This is a genomic window from Anaerophaga thermohalophila DSM 12881 (assembly GCF_000191885.1).
GTDB classification, from domain to species: Bacteria; Bacteroidota; Bacteroidia; order Bacteroidales; family Marinilabiliaceae; genus Anaerophaga; species Anaerophaga thermohalophila.
The window spans coordinates 42,490-59,575 of record NZ_AEWI01000002.1 but is presented as its reverse complement, the minus strand read 5'-3'; the positions used below and the strand labels follow the sequence as shown (position 1 = coordinate 59,575).

Genomic DNA, 17,086 nt, shown 5'->3' with positions numbered 1-17,086 from the left:
AAGACCGGAACAAATTGTATATTTGCAACCCCGAAAATCAATGTAAATTTATTAAAACCAACAAACAATGAAGGCATACGTATTTCCCGGGCAAGGCGCCCAATACGTTGGAATGGGAAAAGATGTTTATGAGAACGATCCCATAGCCAAAAAACTTTTCGAAGAGGCCAACGAGATTTTAGGTTTCCGCATCACCGACCTTATGTTTGAAGGAACGGAGGAAGACCTGAAACAAACAAAAGTAACACAACCTGCGATTTTCTTACATTCGGTAATTCTGGCCAAAACACTTGGAACGTCGTTTCAACCCGAAATGACAGCCGGCCACTCTTTAGGAGAATTTTCGGCACTGGTAGCTGCCGGAGCATTAACCTTTGAAGATGGTTTAAAGCTGGTTTACCAGAGGGCCCTGGCCATGCAAAAAGCCTGTGAGATAAAACCGTCAACAATGGCAGCAATTGTCGGGTTGGATGACAACATTGTAGAAGAAGTCTGCGATTCGGTTGATGATATTGTCGTGGCCGCCAACTATAATTGCCCGGGGCAGCTGGTAATCTCCGGCACCTTCGAAGGTGTTGATAAGGCATGCGAGCTATTGAAAGAAAAAGGAGCCAAAAGAGCACTTAAATTACCCGTTGGCGGAGCCTTTCACTCCCCTCTGATGGAACCTGCACGTGCCGAACTTGCCGACGCCATTAACAATACACAATTCAACATCCCGGTTTGCCCGGTTTATCAAAACGTGGATGCCAAACCCCAAACCGATCCTGCTAACATTAAACAGAACCTGATTGCACAGCTCACCGCACCTGTCAGGTGGACACAGACGGTTCAGAATATGCTTGCCGACGGCGCCGATCATTTCACGGAAATCGGTCCCGGAAAGGTACTACAGGGCCTGATCAAAAAAATTGACAGAAGTGTAACAACGGAAGGTATTAGTCAGCTTCAGTAATTTCAGAAAAACGGGTGCGCATAAGCCACCCGTTTTATTTATTCCACATCACCACAGCTTTTTGTTGTTTGCCATCCATCAAAATCGTCAAGGGTTTATTAAATCTTACGTGAACAAAATAACCTGTATTATCAACCACCTGCTGATTACTTAAAAATTCGAGGTCGACAAACTCATTTTTGTTTTTGGTGTGCACTGAAAAATAACCGACATTCATTGAAGTCACATTATGAAAAAAATGTGAACCCAGAGAAGCATCCAGAGGAAAATCCGGGAGTCCCATCTCAACAATTACGCGGGCATGAGAAATTTGTGACCAATATACAGGGATGCCGGTAAAGGGATCGCGTGTTCCCCATCTTCCGGGACCTATTAACACATATTCGCGTTCTTCTTTTTCCATCTTTTTGTTGAGTCTGGCCATCTCAGCCGCCATTTCGCGGGTCTTTGTCCTGTCGAATTTATCCACATTCATAAAAATAACATCGCTGATATGATTGTATCGGCCATTTCCCATTCCTTTCTCGGATTTCAGGATGACACGTTCATCTTCAACCTCAGAAAAATCCACATCCAAATGTTTTTCAAGGCGAATCAGGGGTTTTATCTGCAACAACCACAATGTCGGATTGCCTTTATCTCCCTCATCCAGGTCTAAAGCAAACTCAATCTCAACAGGAGCCCCCATTGCCTCTCTCAAGTATCGTAACAACATGTCGAGTGTGCGTGGCAAAGGCACCAAATCATATTTTAAAATATCGGCGAAATTCAATACTCTTGGGCCACGAATGGAAAAATCGTTGACCAAGCGATCGTTATTAATATCATAAACAGTGGCACAATGTTTCAGATTTCCGTCTTCTTCAGCCTCACTAATATCTAATTTCCTGATAAACGCATCTTCCCCGTCATTCAATAAATCGGCATTTTCTTCTTCCATATCCACTGCATAAAAATATTCCTGCGAGTCTTTGATCTGGTCGCTCAGTGAACTCAGTTCAAGACCCGGATAACGCGGACAAAAGCGCCATGATTTTTCACCGCCGACAACATACTTCCCAAGTCCGACACAAATTACAGCAAAGCCGTCGTCGGGTTTCATGTAGGAAAACGGATAGTAATTGAAAGACTGTGCCACGCCGCTAACGTGAGGATAAAACCGGTTGTGCGCTTTTTGTCCCACCAGTTTCTGAATAATAACCGCCATTTTTTCTTCATCAATTTTATAATGAACCGCATCGAAATAAGCACGGGCAGTAGGACTGAAAATAGAAGCATAAACCAATTTTACGGCCGTTGCAAGCTGGTTAAATCGCACCTCGGGATTGGGATCATTATTCGGAAGGACATAAGTAGAAAAAACACCGGCAAAAGGTTGTAAAAGACTGTCCTCAAAAAGTCCTGATGATCTTACAGCAATCGGTACATCCATATACTCGATATACTGGCGCAGCTTTCTTTCAACTTCATTACTCAGTTTGGCCTTTATTATTTTCTGTTTTATCTGATCAAAATCCTTTTCTTCATAGATAGACTTTAAAAGATTATTTTTCTCAAGAAATGTGGTAAACTCTGCGGCCCCGACAATTGTTGTAGGCGGAATTTTAATATTCAGGTCAGGAACAATGGAAGCAAAATCAATATTCTCGATAAAGTTACTGAGAAATGCCAGTCCCCTTCCTTTTCCACCGAAAGAACCATCGCCGATGCGCATAACGAAACGATCCATATTTACCATAGACGGATCGAACTGAACGACACGGCCCCTCATGCGCTCAATCCTGGCTTCTTCAAATACATCAAGAATTTTCTGTCGTAATTTTGTTGTGCTTTCAAAATCTTCAATTCTATATGGTCGCAGTCGCTTGGCTATAGAAATCTCTCCACGCGCCATGAGCCAGGTAGAAATCCCGTTTCGGCGGGCATGATATAAAAGCGACTCCGGGGGTACTTCCTTCAGGCAACGAATAAACTCTTTCAGGTTTCTTGCTGTAGCCAGGGTTACTCCGCGTGAATTGGTAAACACGAAATTTCCGAAGCCTAATTTCTGATGAATGAAATTATAAATATCCATACTCAGGGTATCGGAATTTTTGTCAATAAAATCGGCCCCCACTTCCTCAGCTTTTCCCGCATTCCCGGGATCAGACGACTGCAAAAGTGTGGGAAGATTGACCTTACTTTTCACATAGCGAATCAGATCAACACCGGCATTTTCATCCTGTTGCCCCTCGCGTGAATATTTAACATCAGAAATAACACAGATAAGATTGTCCAGATATTTATCCACTATTTCCACTGCTTCTTCGTAGGTACTCACTAAAAGAACTTTGGGGCGAACTCTCATTTTGAGTATCTTATGTGTCTGGTCCGAAATTTCTTCCGTGAGAATATTCTGTGTTTGCGTCATTATAATGGAATAGAGCATCGGAAGATACCGGCTGTAATACCGTTGAGAGTCCTCAACCAGAAGAATAACGCGAACATCGCCCACCCTTACATCGTTTTCGGCGTTGAGCTTATCCTCTACATATTTTATCATTGCAAGAAACACGCGTGAATCGCCGTTCCACACAAATACCTTATCAATGCTTCCCCCCGGCGAAGAAGCTTCATCAAAATACTTAAGATCTTCATTATTATTCACCATCAGAAGAACAGGCAGATCGGGATAATATTTTCGGATCTCCCGACTTAATGATATAGGCATCTTTTTGTCGAGACCGGCCATCAGAATAACCATATCGAATTTACGCTCTGACATAAGCGACAAAGCCTCATCATAAGTAGCAACGCTGGTAATTCGTGGTGCAGAAAAAAGATTGAGTTGGAGATATTCCCCGAAAATTTTGTCGAAAAACCGTCCTTCTCTGACAATCGAATAAGAATCATAATAGGTAGCAACCAAAAGAACCTCGGTTACTTTGAAAGACATCAGTTCCTGAAAAATATCCTGGTCGGACTTTTTACGTTTGTATATTTTGGAAAGCTCAACATAGTGATTTCCATTGCTCATAATACTTACAAATTAGTAGCAGCTTTTCTCAACTTCAGAAAATTGCGGCGATTTAAAGGAGAATTGGTCATAGTGTTTTGATTTAATTTTCTCCGGCTGACTTTATGAGATAAATTTACTGAAGAAATCGGCCAAAAACAAAAAAAGCCATTCTCTCGAAACGAAAGAACGGCTTTCTGATTGTCTGTCTGTGCTTTATGAATTTAAAATTTCATCAGTATAGTCTAAGTTATTAGTCGGATGAAACTCACGATGAATCGTAAGATCGGCGTTAGCCAATTTTGTTCATGCCTTTTTGAGTATTTGGCATTCCAAAATTCATGTTCGTTTCATACTTACTAAAACAGACACCTGGTGTATAAAAATTACACACCGGGATGAATAATCTGTTTCTGAGTATTGTCGTCAAAAAATTTATATTCAAGAAACGCAAGAGAATCGGAGGGTTTCACCTTTATGCCAAGCCCAAGGTCAAACTTCCATTTTAAAATCTGAGATGGAAATCCCTGCTTAAGATAGGCATAAATATAAGGATGAACCCACAGGGTCAACTTCTTCTTATTCAGCTCTTGCACTACAAACCGGATTTTGTCATTCAAAGTATCGGCAAACAGGATAGAAGGGGCTATTTCTCCCTTCCCTTTACATACGGGACACTTTTCACTGGTGTCGATATGCATTTCGGGACGTACTCTCTGACGGGTAATTTGCATCAGCCCGAATTTACTCAGCGGCAAAATATTATGCTTGGTTCTGTCAGCATCCATAGCTTCTTTCATCCTTTCGAAGACGAGCTGACGATGTTCGGATAATTGCATGTCAATAAAATCGACCACAATGATACCTCCCATGTCGCGAAGCCTTAATTGCCTGGCAATTTCTTCTGCTGCAGCAAGATTTACTTCCACAGCATTTGATTCCTGGTCGGATGCCGAGCGTGACCTGTTGCCACTGTTTACGTCAATAACATGCAGCGCTTCGGTATGTTCTATAATAAGATATGCGCCGCTTTTGAATGACACGGTACGCCCAAAAAGGGCCTTAATTTGTTTTTCAATTCCAAACTGGTCGAAAAGAGGAGCATTCCCCTTATAAAGTTTTACAATTTTTTCTCTTCCGGGGGCAATAAGTTCTACATATTCCCTGACCTCCCTGAATATCTCGATATCGTTTATATATACCGAATGAAAAGAAGGATTGAGAATATCTCTCAATATAGCAGAGGTGCGGCCAATTTCACCGAGAACAAGTCCGGGAACCTTAACATCGCGAACTCTGGCTATAGAGTCTTCCCATCGTTTAACGAGGGTACGAAGCTCTTTATCCAGTTCAGCCACTCTTTTCCCTTCGGCCACTGTACGAATAATGACACCGTAATTTTTGGGTTTAATGCTGAGCAGCAAACGTTTCAGACGGCTTCGTTCTTCCGGAGATTCGATTTTCTGACTCACCGAAACCCGGTCGGAGAAAGGAATAAGTATAAGGTTTCGGCCAGCAATGGAAATCTCGGAAGTGAGCCTGGGTCCTTTAGTGGAAATAGGCTCTTTAGCAACCTGAACGAGTACTTCCTGTCCACCTGTTAGGACTTCGGAGATGGTTCCGTTTTTATTGATATCGTTTTCCGGTTTGAATTTGTGCAATGAGACACTTCCCTTTTTGGCTTTTGACTGTTTGAGGTATTTGTTAAGACTCAAAAATTGTGGTCCCAAATCGAGATAATGCAAAAATGCATCCTTCTCATAACCAACATCCACAAACGCTGCATTCAATCCGGGCATTATTTTTTTTACTTTGCCCAGATAAATATCACCAACTGCAAACTTTACATTGCTGGGCTCACGCCTCAGTTCAACGAGACGCCTGTCTTCGAGCAAGGCAATGACAAGTTCGCCGGGAGTTACATCTACAAATAGTTCTGCACTCACAATATGTATTAAGTTAAATATACATTATTTCAAAGAACGACTCAACAGACACAATAAAAGAACAAACAACGCAGTGGCTGTTTGTTCTTCAGTATCTTCTTATGCGGTTAAAAGACTACTTTCTCTTTTTATGGCGGTTTTTCCGCAGTCTTTTTTTCCGCTTATGTGTTGCCATTTTATGCCGCTTTCTTTTTTTTCCACTTGGCATAGTAATTCAATTTATCAAGTTAAACATTTTTACTTAACGTTGTTCTTCACTTTCGTAACAAAACTTTTTGAAGGTTTGAACGAAGGAATGTAGTGCTCGGGAATAATAATGGTAGTATTTCTCGAAATATTACGGGCAGTCTTCTCTGCACGCTTTTTCACGATAAAACTACCAAATCCTCTCAGGTATACATTCTTACCTTTTACGAGGTTTCCTTTTACTGTTTCCATGAAGGCTTCAACAGTTTTCTGAACTGTAACCTTCTCAATTCCAGTATTCTTCGAAATTTCGTTAACAATATCAGCCTTTGTCATCTCTTTGTAAAATTATTTAATTATCAACTAATTAGACGTAAATTTTCATTTTCAGTGTGCAAAGATAAAGGAATTCCATAAGAAAAAAAATAAAACCCTTATTTTTGCATAAATTTTTAATAATGACCAATTTCCCATCAATAATCAGAAAATGGTACCAAAAAAATGGAAGACATCTTCCATGGCGGGAGACCAATGATCCTTACAAAATCTGGATATCGGAAATAATACTTCAACAAACACAGGTTAAACAAGGTTTAAATTATTACCAGCATTTTATCAGCAAATTCCCTGATGCACAGGCATTGGCCAACGCTTCCGAAAACCAGCTACTGCAACAATGGCAAGGCCTTGGTTATTATTCCAGGGCCCGTAATCTTCACCTTGCTGCAAAAACCATTGTAACAGAACACAATGGCTTGTTTCCACAAACATACAAAAAAATACTGAAATTAAAAGGCATAGGTCCATATACTGCAGCAGCAATTGCTTCAATTGCTTTCGGTGAACCACGACCAGTCGTCGACGGGAACGTATACAGAGTGCTTTCAAGGCTTTTCATGGCAGGGATTCCTATTGATCGAACCGAAGGTAAAAAATATTTCGAAAAAAGAGCATGGGAACTCCTGGACCATAATAATCCGGGAACGCATAATCAGGCTATGATGGAACTAGGGGCTCTGATATGCAGGCCTGCTTCTCCCCTCTGCCGGGAATGCCCCGTTTTAGTTTTTTGTAAAGCCGCTGCACAAGAGAAACAAACACTTTTCCCTGTCAGAAGTAAAAAAATCAGCAGAAAAAAAAGATGGCTCCATTTCCTGATTATTTCACAAAACGGACAAACGGTCGTTCAAAAAAGAATAGAAAACGATATATGGAAGGGCCTTTATCAGTTTCCACTCATAGAAACCAAAAAATACAGTTCTTCTGATACAATTCGTAAAAAATTGGGAAAAGCATTATCTGACGGAATAATAATTGAAAAAACACATCAGGAGAAGTACTTGCTCACCCATCAGGAGTTGGATGCTTCATTTTATAATATAGTATGGCCAAAAAATGTTGTAATTCCTCAAACTTTTAATCAACTCAAAAACGAATGGATAAAAAACGAAAACATTCAAGGATTACCCTTCCCGCAACTGATTCAAAAAAATTTATCGAAACTTATTAAGCCTTAAAAATCAATATCCTAAACAACAGAACTTAATAATTTTCATTTCTGATTATGAAACGGTAGCAAAGTTTAGTATTTTAGCTGATTATAATCCCAAAAACCCTGTTACAATGATAAACAAAGTGATCTTAGTCGGAAACGTAGGGAAAGACCCCGATGTAAGATATTTCGACAACAACGAAGGCGTTGCCAATTTCCCTTTGGCCACTACCGAACCGGGTTTTACAACCCGCGATGGGAGGCAAATTCCTGAAAGGACCGAATGGCACAACATAACCGTACGTCGCGGACTTGTAAAAGTAGCTGAGTCGTATATCAGGAAAGGTACACAGCTATACATTGAAGGTCGGCTTCGTACTCGTTCCTATGAACAAGATGGTGTTACCAAATACATTACAGAAGTTATTGCCGACACACTTAAATTGTTAGGAAAAAAATCGGATAATCCGGCGGTCAATGACAACCAGTCAACCGCCCAAACAGCATCACCCCCGGGGGGAAACAATTTCGCACCTCAATCACAAAACGAACCAACGGGTAACGAAGGTTTCAGCGCAGGTGACAATGAAGATACTCCCCAGGAGGACGATTTGCCATTTTAGTTAGTGTCTGTCCTTAAAGTACCATTTGTTGTGTTACGCTTGCCGCCAAAATACTCATCCCGAGGTAGTTTTTGTAAGGTTTTTTCAATAAAACCAACAAAAAGCAAGCGCGGGACTCCGTTCTTGGCGGCTTCGCAAGTCTTGCAACTGGCACTTTCTGAACAGACACAATAAATTAAGTAAGGAGCTTTCCCGACTTTATAGACGGACACCAGTTAATTGATAAATTGTCATTCTTTGGAAACTGACTTATTTCTGTCACATATTCCCGTGGTGGTTACCAATATTCTGTTCCACCCCCCAACAACGAGTATTATTATTGCCATCATCGCTACCCTGATGTTATTGGCTGGGTCTGCCCTTGTTTCAGGCTCAGAGGTTGCTTTTTTTTCTCTAAAGCCGGATGATGTAAATCACCTGAGAACTGAAAACTCAAAACGCAGTCAGCAAGTCATTAAACACCTGGAAAATCCCGAGTTACTATTAGCGACCATACTAATTCTCAACAACTTTATAAACGTCGGGATTGTTATCCTTTCCGCTTATATTTCTTCCGCCGTAATATCATTTGGAGAGAATACAACACTCAAATTCATTTTTGATGTTGTAATTATCACCAGCATTATCCTGTTTTTCGGAGAAATATTTCCAAAGGTTTTTGCAGGGCAGTCGCCACGGAAATTTGCTTCACGAATGGCTCTTCCGCTCAGAAATGCAGCAAAAGTATTAAAGCCTGCAAGCATGCTTCTCGTTCGATCATCGGAATACGTGAAGAACAAAGCCGCGCAAAAGACTAAAAACCTGTCGCTCGACGACCTGTCCGATGCCCTTGACCTTACAGGAGATGAGGTGTTCGAAGAAAAACAAATTCTCAAAAGTATTGTCACTTTCGGAAACATCAATGCCGGAGAAGTAATGACTGCAAGAGTGGATGTTACCGATCTGGAAATAAAAAGCGACTTCAACAAAGTACTTTCGGTTATTGTCGAATCCGGTTATTCGCGGATACCGGTTTTCGAAGAAACACCGGACAATGTAAAAGGTATTTTGTATGTTAAGGACTTGTTGCCCCACCTTGGTAAAGACAACACTTTCAGATGGCAAAACCTGATCAGACCTGCCTACTATGTACCCGAAACAAAGCGTATTAATGACCTTCTGACTGAATTTCAGGCCAACAAAATCCACATGGCCATTGTTGTGGATGAATATGGTGGAACATCCGGAATCGTAACACTGGAGGACATACTTGAAGAGATTGTAGGCGAAATCAGTGATGAGCTGGACGAAGATGAAGATTTTTTCTCTGTTCAGCCCGATGGGTCACTGGCTTTTGAAGGAAAAACACTTCTGAAAGATTTCTTCAAAATCACGGGAATCGATGAAAACGCATTTGATGATATAAAAGGAGAAGCCGAAACACTGGCCGGGCTCCTTCTCGAAGTTAAAGGCGTCATCCCCGAAAAGCATGAAATTATCGAAATCGGACCGTATAAGTTTACAATACTGGCAGCCGATAAACGACGGATTAAGAAAATCAAATTTGCTCAAAAAGGGAAATTATGAAAGAACTCAAAACTGCCGTCCCATACTTCGTACTCCCTGTGATGATCATCTTCCTGATGATGTCGTGCAATGATGCTCAACCCCCAAAACCCAGGGGCTATTTCAGAATAGCCCTCCCCGCCAAGGAATATGTGCCGATCGACACCATCCTGCCTTATTGCTTTGAGCGCCCTGTGTATTCAAAAATAGTGCCGGATGATGGATATAACAAAGAGCCCTACTGGATCAACCTGAAATTTCCACAATTCAAAGCACAGGTACACATCAGTTACAAGCCTGTTGAAGACAATCTTTATCAATTACTTGAAGATAACCGTGAGCTTGTTTTTAAACATACCGTTAAAGCCGATGCCATCAGGGAACGCATGTTTGAGTCGCCCGAAAAAAATGTTTACGGCATACTTTATGAAATTAAAGGAAATACAGCCTCCCCCCTCCAGTTTTTTGTTACCGACAGTACAAAGCATTTTTTAAGAGGTTCGTTGTATTTCAATCTTGTACCCAATAAAGACTCCATCGCCCCCGTACTTGAGTTTATCAAGGATGATATTACCCATTTAGTCGAAACCATCGAATGGCAATAACTGCTTAGAAGTTTGGAAGTCAGATGATTTATACCTGATGCTAATACATTATACAAATGCCAATTGTCTTTGAAAACGAAAATTCTCACCAAACCAGAGTCGCAGTATGGAAAATTACAGAGAGCGAAGAAGCGCTAAAACTGATGCTCCCACCCCTTAAAAAAAATGAAACAGATTTTTTGCAAAGCATTTCGTTTGCTCCCCGCCGAAAAGAATGGCTGGCATCAAGGGTCTTAATATACCGGTTGACAGGTCTTTATCCCGAAACCAGATACATGGACAACGGACAACCTTTTGTAACTAACTGCCGGGAGAATATCAGCATTTCGCACACCAGAAGTTATGCTGCCATTGTATTAACCAACAGCTTCATGCCGGGTATAGACATCGAATATCCTTCGGATCGGATACGCAAAGTATCCAAACGATTTCTTAACCCGCATGAGAAAAAGTTCATTAAAGATCCGTTTACAGAAGTTCAACTGGGGCTGATATGGTGTTCCAAAGAAGCCATTTTTAAGACAGCGGGCATTCCCGGCCTTGTTTTTAAAGACCATATCATAATATCACCCTTTACTCCGGTTCATCAACAAGGCAGTATTAATGCCAGTCTATCTGTTTCCGGTTCAAACAAAACTATATATTTGAATTACGTTTTAGACAAAAACTTTTATTTGGTTTGGACAAAATAATTTTTGAAAGAGTTTAACCTGATATAGTCATCCGTATAAAATTTATTTTTAAAGTCTGATGGAACTCGCATGCAAGAACTTATACATGTTCTGTTGTGGAAAACGTTGTCATGCTCGTTTCATCACTATAAATATTTTTTCTTTATACGGGCAAACTGTGGTGTTGCAGGGGGTTGGTGAAAAAAGCTAAAACGCAAAGACGTTTGTTGTGTTTATAATCCACACTACTGGCTACTGACTAAAAACTACTGACTAAATTACTTATATCTAAAAATCTGATAATCTATTAAGGCTATCTTTGTCACGCGCATTTCATATATTTGTTTTGAAAAAATACCTTAAACAGTTGTTTTGAAAGTACAAGTTTATATAGAACGTCACCTCCGCGACAAAAAAAAGATGCTTGCTCTGCTTATCGATCCCGACAAATGCAGGGGCAAAATTCTGGCGCAACAAGCAGGTTTAATAAATTCTTACCGGCCTCATTTAGTATTGGTCGGAGGCAGTCTTACCAGTTATCCGGTAGATGATGTTGTGAAATATCTTAAAGAAAAAACAGATGTTCCGGTTGTATTGTATCCCGGTCATCCCTCTCAAATATCCTTTAGTGCCGATGCATTATTGTTTCTTTCCATGATATCCGGCCGAAACCCGGAATTGCTTATCGGAGCACATGTTACTTCGGCTCCTGCCATTCGCAGGGAAGGTCTTGAAACCATTCCAACCGGTTATATGCTGATAAATGGTGGGGTGTCCACCTCGGTTGAATACATCAGTCAAACCAGTCCCATTCCATCCGACAAAACAGACATCGCCACAGCTACCGCACTTGCAGGAGAAATGCTGGGACTTAAAATGATTTATATGGATGCAGGCAGCGGCGCCCGCAACCCAGTTCCCCCTGAAATGATACGTTCGGTCAGACAAAACATCCGGATACCTCTTATGATAGGAGGAGGAATCGACACGAGAGAAAAATTCCATACTGCACTAAGAAGCGGTGCCGATATCGTGGTCGTTGGAAATGCTTTAGAAAAAGACCCGGAACTGCTATGCAAATTTATGGAAATTACCAGTCAGCCATGACTTTCGCCATATCGGAGTACATCAACCTCTTCCATTGTAATCAATCCCCGGGAACCTGCTTTATCCATTAACCTGTTAATGATTTGGGCAAAATCCGACAATCGCTCATCAACATCCACCAGACCAATTATAACCGGTATATCGTCTGACAAAGCAAAAGTTTTACTGCTGTGCAGCATACTTTCGGCCCCATAAGAGAGTATTCCTTTTGATACGGTAGCACCGGCTATGTTATACTTTTTTGCTGCATATATAATGGCCTCGTAAAGCGGCCGCTGATAAACAATGTCGGATTCCCCTACAATGATAATCAACTTTCTGGCGTGACCGGAGAGATTCATAATTTCACCCATTTAAGTAAGTACATAATTCTGCCATAAGACATTTTGTTTATGACTGCAAAACAAACTGAACAAATACAATTGTCTGCAAAGACATGTTTGAGCCCGGCCTGAAAAGCATCTTTGTTGCCAAACTCAAGGCCTTTTATACCGCACTCATGTATAAAACAAAACAGTAAAATCAATTTACATAATAGAATTGACAAATTCAATATTTGAGTGCAGTATAAAAAGTCTTTTGACCCCTAAATCCCCTAAAGGGGACTTTTTCAAACTGCTGATTTTTAGCAGTTCCCCTTTAGGGGTCAGGGGTAAATATGGTAAAAATCAGCAGTTTGAAGGCTTTTTATACTGCACTCACATTTAAGTACAGCATAAAAGCATATTTTTGTCAAAATCAAGGCGTTTTAATTTTTGTACCGGTGTTAACTTATTGTTACTGAGGATGCAAAAACTTAAAACAACAACGAGTTTGACAATAAAGATGCTTTTCAGGCCGGGCTCATATTTGGAACATTTTAAAACCATTACAGCATTGCAACAACTAAGCAATCTACTTTTTTGTCTTATCACACAAAATCAAAACACAAATTCCTCTGTATTAAATCAGAGGCAAAAAATATGCTCACGAAAAATGATGCATATTGCTTGCATCTTATTAAGGATTTATTAATTTTACGGTCATCCGTTTTAAAATTATTTTTAACCTTTTTTAAATATACTATCATGAAAGTATATCAGGCCGATCACATCAAAAACATATCGCTGCTTGGAAACAGCGGCTCGGGAAAAACCACCCTTGCAGAAGCAATGCTCTTCGAGGGTGGTGTTATCAAACGCAGAGGAAATGTAGAGAATAATAATACAATATCGGATTATCACCGGGTAGAGCATGAATATGGCTACTCGGTTTTTTCGTCTGTATTATTCACCGAATGGGAAGACAAAAAACTGAATTTTATTGATGCTCCCGGATCAGACGATTTCATCAGCGGAGCGATCACTGCTTTGAATGTCACAGATACTTCCTTAATGGTACTTAATGCTTCGCAGGGAGTGGAGGTAGGAACGGAAAATTTGTTCCGATATACAGAGACCTATCACAAACCGGTTATTTTCGTGGTCAATCAGCTCGACCATGAAAAAGCCAACTTTGAAACAACTTTTGAGTCTGCCCGTGAAGTGTTTGGTCGTAAGGTAGTTATTATTCAGTACCCGCTTAATGTAGGTCCCGATTTTAACGCTTTGATAGACGTTCTGAAAATGAAAATGTACAAGTGGGGTCCGGATGGTGGCGTTCCTGAAGTTCTTGATATTCCTGACGAAGAAAAATCCCGTGCCGAAGAGTTACACAACGAACTGGTTGAAGCTGCAGCCGAGAACGACGAAGACCTGATGGAACTTTTCTTCGAAAAAGGTTCTCTGAATGAAGAAGAGATGCGTCATGGCATCAGAAAAGGACTGATAGCCCGTGATCTTTTCCCCGTATTTTGCGTTTCAGCCGCAAAGGATATGGGCGTAAGGCGCCTGATGGAATTCCTTGGCAACATTATTCCGCTTGTATCACAAATGCCTCCCAAAAAAACCAGCAAAGGTGAAGATGTTCCATGCGATCCCAATGGGCCGGCATCCATATTTGTTTTCAAAACAAGCATTGAACCTCACCTGGGGGAAGTTAGCTTTTTTAAAGTTATGTCGGGTAAAGTTTCCGAGGGTATGGATTTGATCAATATGTCTCGGGAAGCTAAAGAAAGACTGTCGCAATTATATTGTGTTGCAGGCAACACGCGGCATAAAGTTGAAGAACTGCAGGCCGGTGACATAGGAGCTACCGTCAAGCTTAAAGAAACAAAAACCAATCATACCCTGAATGAAAAAGGATGCAATTACATTTTTGAACCGATCAAATATCCAGAGCCCAAATACCGGACAGCCATTAAACCGGTGAGCGAAAGTGATGATGAACGACTGGGAGAAGTTTTGCAGCGGATACACGAGGAAGACCCGACAATAATAGTGGAATACTCAAAAGAACTTAAACAGATTATTGTTTACGGACAGGGTGAGTTCCACCTGAACACGATGAAATGGCGGATTGAAAACAACGATAAAATTCCGATAGAGTTTCTCACGCCAAAAATACCTTATCGCGAAACCATTACAAAGCAGGCCAGAGCAGATTATCGCCACAAGAAACAATCGGGAGGAGCCGGCCAGTTTGGTGAAGTCCATCTCATCATAGAACCCTATTATGACGGAATGCCGGAACCATCCGTATACAAATTTAACGGTCAGGAATATAAAGTAAACGTCAGGAATACCGAGGTGGTGGATCTTCCATGGGGCGGTAAGCTGGTCTTTTGCAACTGCATCGTAGGAGGAGCCATCGACAGCCGCTTTATGCCTGCCATTCTGAAAGGAGTGATGGAAAAGATGGAAGAAGGACCACTTACAGGTTCTTATGCACGGGATATCAGAGTCTGTGTCTATGACGGGAAAATGCACCCGGTCGACTCCAATGAAATCAGTTTTAAGCTGGCCGGTAGAAATGCCTTTAGTCAGGCCTTTAAAGAAGCAGGCCCCAAAATACTTGAACCTATTTATGATGTTGAAGTACGTGTTCCCTCCGACCGGATGGGTGACGTTATGAGCGACCTGCAGGGAAGAAGAGCAGTCATTGAAGGAATGAACAGTGAAAAAGGTTTTGAAGTAATAAAGGCCAAGGTACCATTGAAGGAAATGAACAAATATTCCACTTCATTAAGTTCACTCACCGGTGGCCGTGCATTTTACACTATGAAGTTCAGCAAATACGATAAGGTTCCACCTGAAATTCAGCAGGAACTTTTGGCTGCCTACGAAGCTGAAACAAAATCAAAAAAAGAGGAATAAGCTTTTTCATCAGTATAAAATTAGTCTAAGTTATTGGTCTGATGGAACTCGCATGTAAGCGTTTTATACATGTTCTTTTGTGGAAAACTTTGCCATGCTCGTTTCATTATTCTGAACAAGGGCTGCCGCAAAAGCAGCCCTTTTTTATTGCAGTTTTCTGAACACTATAACAAGTTAAAGAGTTTTATAAATCAGTGTCTGTCCTTAAAGAACCATTTACTGTGTTACTAATTTTAATGCCATGGATACATTATCTGAAGCAATGGAAAACCTTAACAAAGAGGGTTTCACAGAAGAGTTCCGGCCTGCCGGCGATTTTATTGAAGCCATCGGCACCAGAAAAAAATATAATCCTGAAGACCTGATAATCTTAAAATCCTATCGTTTCGAAGGTATGACCGATCCGGCAGATGAAATGATCTGTTATGCCATCAGTGCGAAGGATGGAACAAAAGGTACTTATGAGTTGCAACTCTATTCTCAGCTTCAACTTGCATCAGTGCGAAGGATGGAACAAAAGGTACCTTGGTAATGTCTTTCAGTGCCGAGAATTCAGAAGGTGTAGAAACTGTCCGTAAAATTCCTTCAAAACAATAAAATTCAATTATCTTTGATAAAATAGCATTAACCAATGAAACGAGCATGGCAAGGGTTGTCTCAAAAGAATATGTATAACTCAATCATGCGAGTTCCATCCGACCTTAATAAATAAATTTCATACGGATGAACAACCGATCAAAAAAAATAAGACTGGGGATTTTTATCATAGTCAGTTCCGCCCTGCTTTTGTTTCTGGTCGTATATTTTACAGCCAGGGAGTTGTTCGAAAAATCCGACACCTATTATGTGAATTTTCACGATGTCTCGGTAAGCGGAATGGAAATTGGAAGCCCCGTAAAATATCTCGGCATCAACGTAGGAACCATTTCGGACATTCGTATTAACCCACAGGATATCACCAGTATTATTGCAGAACTCTCGCTAAAACAGGGCACCCCCATTAAAGAAGACGCAAAAGCGGATATTGTTTCGCTCGGGATTACCGGCATGAAAGCCATAGAAATACGTGGTGGAACCAATAAGTCCAATCTTCTGAAACCAGGTTCATATATACAACCGGGTTCTTCTTTGACATCAGAAATAACGGGAAAGGCAGAAATAATTGCTGAAAAGGCAGAAAAAGTACTCAACAACCTGCAGATGTTCACTCATCCCGATACTCTGGCAAAAATCACTACCACCCTTGTGAAATTCAGCAAGATGGCAGACGATGCCGATCGTGCCATTTTACGACTTGATACCATCGTCGGCCAAAACAAGAAGGATATTGGCTCTACTATAAAAAATGCCAATAAAATCAGTGCCTCAATTCTTGAAACAAGCAGCACACTGGAAGAAACAATGACCCGGATAGACCAGCTGGTTCAAAGCGATTCTATTCATGACATTATAGGAAATGCCCGGGAAATATCACAAAAACTGAAAGAAACAAATATTACGCAATTAATTGACGATTTGGCAGGAGTGGTCGCACAAACCAAAGAACTTCTCATAAAGGTAGATGACGATATCAACAAGGGCACTAAGGGACTTGTAGAAACCCAGGAATTGCTGCAATCAACGCTTCGCAATCTTGAAGAAGCATCCCGAAAAATCAACAACAATCCATCGGTGCTCATCCGCAAAACCAAAGTTAAAAACCTGCCCGATGACAAATTAAAGGATTAA

At 40.9% G+C, this 17,086-nt stretch carries 15 protein-coding genes; 11 read left to right on the top strand and 4 right to left on the bottom strand.

The window, feature by feature from the left end; translation table 11 throughout:
* Positions 1–67 precede the first annotated feature (67 nt).
* Entirely contained in the window at positions 68–955 is an 888-nt protein-coding gene (gene fabD, locus ATH1_RS0101365; RefSeq protein WP_010416546.1) for an ACP S-malonyltransferase, read from the top strand.
* Positions 956–989: 34 nt separating this feature from the next.
* Here the strand turns inward: fabD and ATH1_RS0101360 are convergent, their stop codons facing one another.
* From ATH1_RS0101360 to ATH1_RS0101345, 3 genes are all read right to left on the bottom strand, one after another.
* Positions 990–3,971: a PEP/pyruvate-binding domain-containing protein gene (locus tag ATH1_RS0101360; protein WP_010416543.1), complete on the bottom strand. Its 2,982-nt coding sequence runs from the start codon at positions 3,969–3,971 to the stop codon at positions 990–992.
* Between the two features lie 365 nt (positions 3,972–4,336).
* A complete protein-coding gene (locus ATH1_RS0101355; protein WP_010416541.1) occupies positions 4,337–5,896 on the bottom strand; it encodes an Rne/Rng family ribonuclease in 1,560 nt (519 codons plus the stop codon).
* A gap of 237 nt (positions 5,897–6,133) precedes the next feature.
* Positions 6,134–6,418: an HU family DNA-binding protein gene (locus tag ATH1_RS0101345; RefSeq protein WP_010416533.1), complete on the bottom strand. Its 285-nt coding sequence runs from the start codon at positions 6,416–6,418 to the stop codon at positions 6,134–6,136.
* A gap of 122 nt (positions 6,419–6,540) precedes the next feature.
* Between ATH1_RS0101345 and mutY the strand changes: the two genes are divergently transcribed.
* The 6 genes from mutY to ATH1_RS0101315 all read left to right on the top strand — a co-directional run bounded on the left by mutY (position 6,541) and on the right by ATH1_RS0101315 (position 12,125).
* Positions 6,541–7,599, top strand: a complete 1,059-nt coding sequence (mutY, locus tag ATH1_RS0101340) for an A/G-specific adenine glycosylase (protein WP_010416531.1) — start codon at positions 6,541–6,543, stop codon at positions 7,597–7,599.
* A 106-nt stretch (positions 7,600–7,705) separates the two neighbouring features.
* On the top strand, positions 7,706–8,197 hold the full coding sequence (locus ATH1_RS0101335; protein WP_010416528.1) for a single-stranded DNA-binding protein: 492 nt from the start codon (positions 7,706–7,708) through the stop codon (positions 8,195–8,197).
* A 237-nt stretch (positions 8,198–8,434) separates the two neighbouring features.
* A complete protein-coding gene (gene gldE, locus ATH1_RS0101330; protein WP_010416524.1) occupies positions 8,435–9,763 on the top strand; it encodes a gliding motility-associated protein GldE in 1,329 nt (442 codons plus the stop codon).
* Positions 9,760–10,347, top strand: coding sequence for a gliding motility lipoprotein GldD (gene gldD / locus ATH1_RS0101325; RefSeq protein WP_010416521.1), 588 nt, complete (start codon positions 9,760–9,762; stop codon positions 10,345–10,347). Before gldE ends, gldD begins: the two co-directional genes overlap by 4 nt.
* Positions 10,348–10,403: 56 nt before the next feature.
* Complete coding sequence (locus ATH1_RS0101320) at positions 10,404–11,039, top strand: 4'-phosphopantetheinyl transferase family protein (protein WP_010416519.1); 636 nt, start codon at positions 10,404–10,406, stop codon at positions 11,037–11,039.
* 351 nt (positions 11,040–11,390) lie between these two features.
* Positions 11,391–12,125, top strand: coding sequence for a phosphoglycerol geranylgeranyltransferase (locus ATH1_RS0101315; protein WP_245531678.1), 735 nt, complete (start codon positions 11,391–11,393; stop codon positions 12,123–12,125).
* Here the strand turns inward: ATH1_RS0101315 and ATH1_RS0101310 are convergent.
* Positions 12,116–12,466: a DUF190 domain-containing protein gene (locus ATH1_RS0101310; RefSeq protein ID WP_044114778.1), complete on the bottom strand. Its 351-nt coding sequence runs from the start codon at positions 12,464–12,466 to the stop codon at positions 12,116–12,118. The two genes, ATH1_RS0101315 and ATH1_RS0101310, sit on opposite strands and share 10 nt — an antisense overlap.
* Before the next feature lie 184 nt (positions 12,467–12,650).
* Between ATH1_RS0101310 and ATH1_RS22540 the strand changes: the two genes are divergently transcribed.
* The 4 genes from ATH1_RS22540 to ATH1_RS0101285 all read left to right on the top strand — a co-directional run bounded on the left by ATH1_RS22540 (position 12,651) and on the right by ATH1_RS0101285 (position 17,086).
* Complete coding sequence (locus ATH1_RS22540) at positions 12,651–12,833, top strand: hypothetical protein (RefSeq protein WP_342626174.1); 183 nt, start codon at positions 12,651–12,653, stop codon at positions 12,831–12,833.
* 359 nt (positions 12,834–13,192) lie between these two features.
* Complete coding sequence (locus tag ATH1_RS0101295) at positions 13,193–15,358, top strand: elongation factor G (RefSeq protein WP_029163900.1); 2,166 nt, start codon at positions 13,193–13,195, stop codon at positions 15,356–15,358.
* A 241-nt stretch (positions 15,359–15,599) separates the two neighbouring features.
* Positions 15,600–15,890: a hypothetical protein gene (locus ATH1_RS0101290; protein WP_010416507.1), complete on the top strand. Its 291-nt coding sequence runs from the start codon at positions 15,600–15,602 to the stop codon at positions 15,888–15,890.
* Positions 15,891–16,081: 191 nt separating this feature from the next.
* A complete protein-coding gene (locus tag ATH1_RS0101285; protein ID WP_010416504.1) occupies positions 16,082–17,086 on the top strand; it encodes an MlaD family protein in 1,005 nt (334 codons plus the stop codon).

Coding starts and splice junctions, on each gene's coding strand:
- ATH1_RS0101345 (WP_010416533.1), bottom strand. CDS start 6,418: ATGACAAAGGCTGATATTGTTAACGAAATTTCGAAGAATACTGGAATT.
- ATH1_RS0101320 (WP_010416519.1), top strand. CDS start 10,404: ATGCCAATTGTCTTTGAAAACGAAAATTCTCACCAAACCAGAGTCGCA.
- fabD (WP_010416546.1), top strand. CDS start 68: ATGAAGGCATACGTATTTCCCGGGCAAGGCGCCCAATACGTTGGAATG.
- ATH1_RS0101285 (WP_010416504.1), top strand. CDS start 16,082: ATGAACAACCGATCAAAAAAAATAAGACTGGGGATTTTTATCATAGTC.
- ATH1_RS0101290 (WP_010416507.1), top strand. CDS start 15,600: ATGGATACATTATCTGAAGCAATGGAAAACCTTAACAAAGAGGGTTTC.
- ATH1_RS0101335 (WP_010416528.1), top strand. CDS start 7,706: ATGATAAACAAAGTGATCTTAGTCGGAAACGTAGGGAAAGACCCCGAT.
- ATH1_RS0101360 (WP_010416543.1), bottom strand. CDS start 3,971: ATGAGCAATGGAAATCACTATGTTGAGCTTTCCAAAATATACAAACGT.
- mutY (WP_010416531.1), top strand. CDS start 6,541: ATGACCAATTTCCCATCAATAATCAGAAAATGGTACCAAAAAAATGGA.
- ATH1_RS0101310 (WP_044114778.1), bottom strand. CDS start 12,466: ATGAATCTCTCCGGTCACGCCAGAAAGTTGATTATCATTGTAGGGGAA.
- ATH1_RS0101295 (WP_029163900.1), top strand. CDS start 13,193: ATGAAAGTATATCAGGCCGATCACATCAAAAACATATCGCTGCTTGGA.
- gldD (WP_010416521.1), top strand. CDS start 9,760: ATGAAAGAACTCAAAACTGCCGTCCCATACTTCGTACTCCCTGTGATG.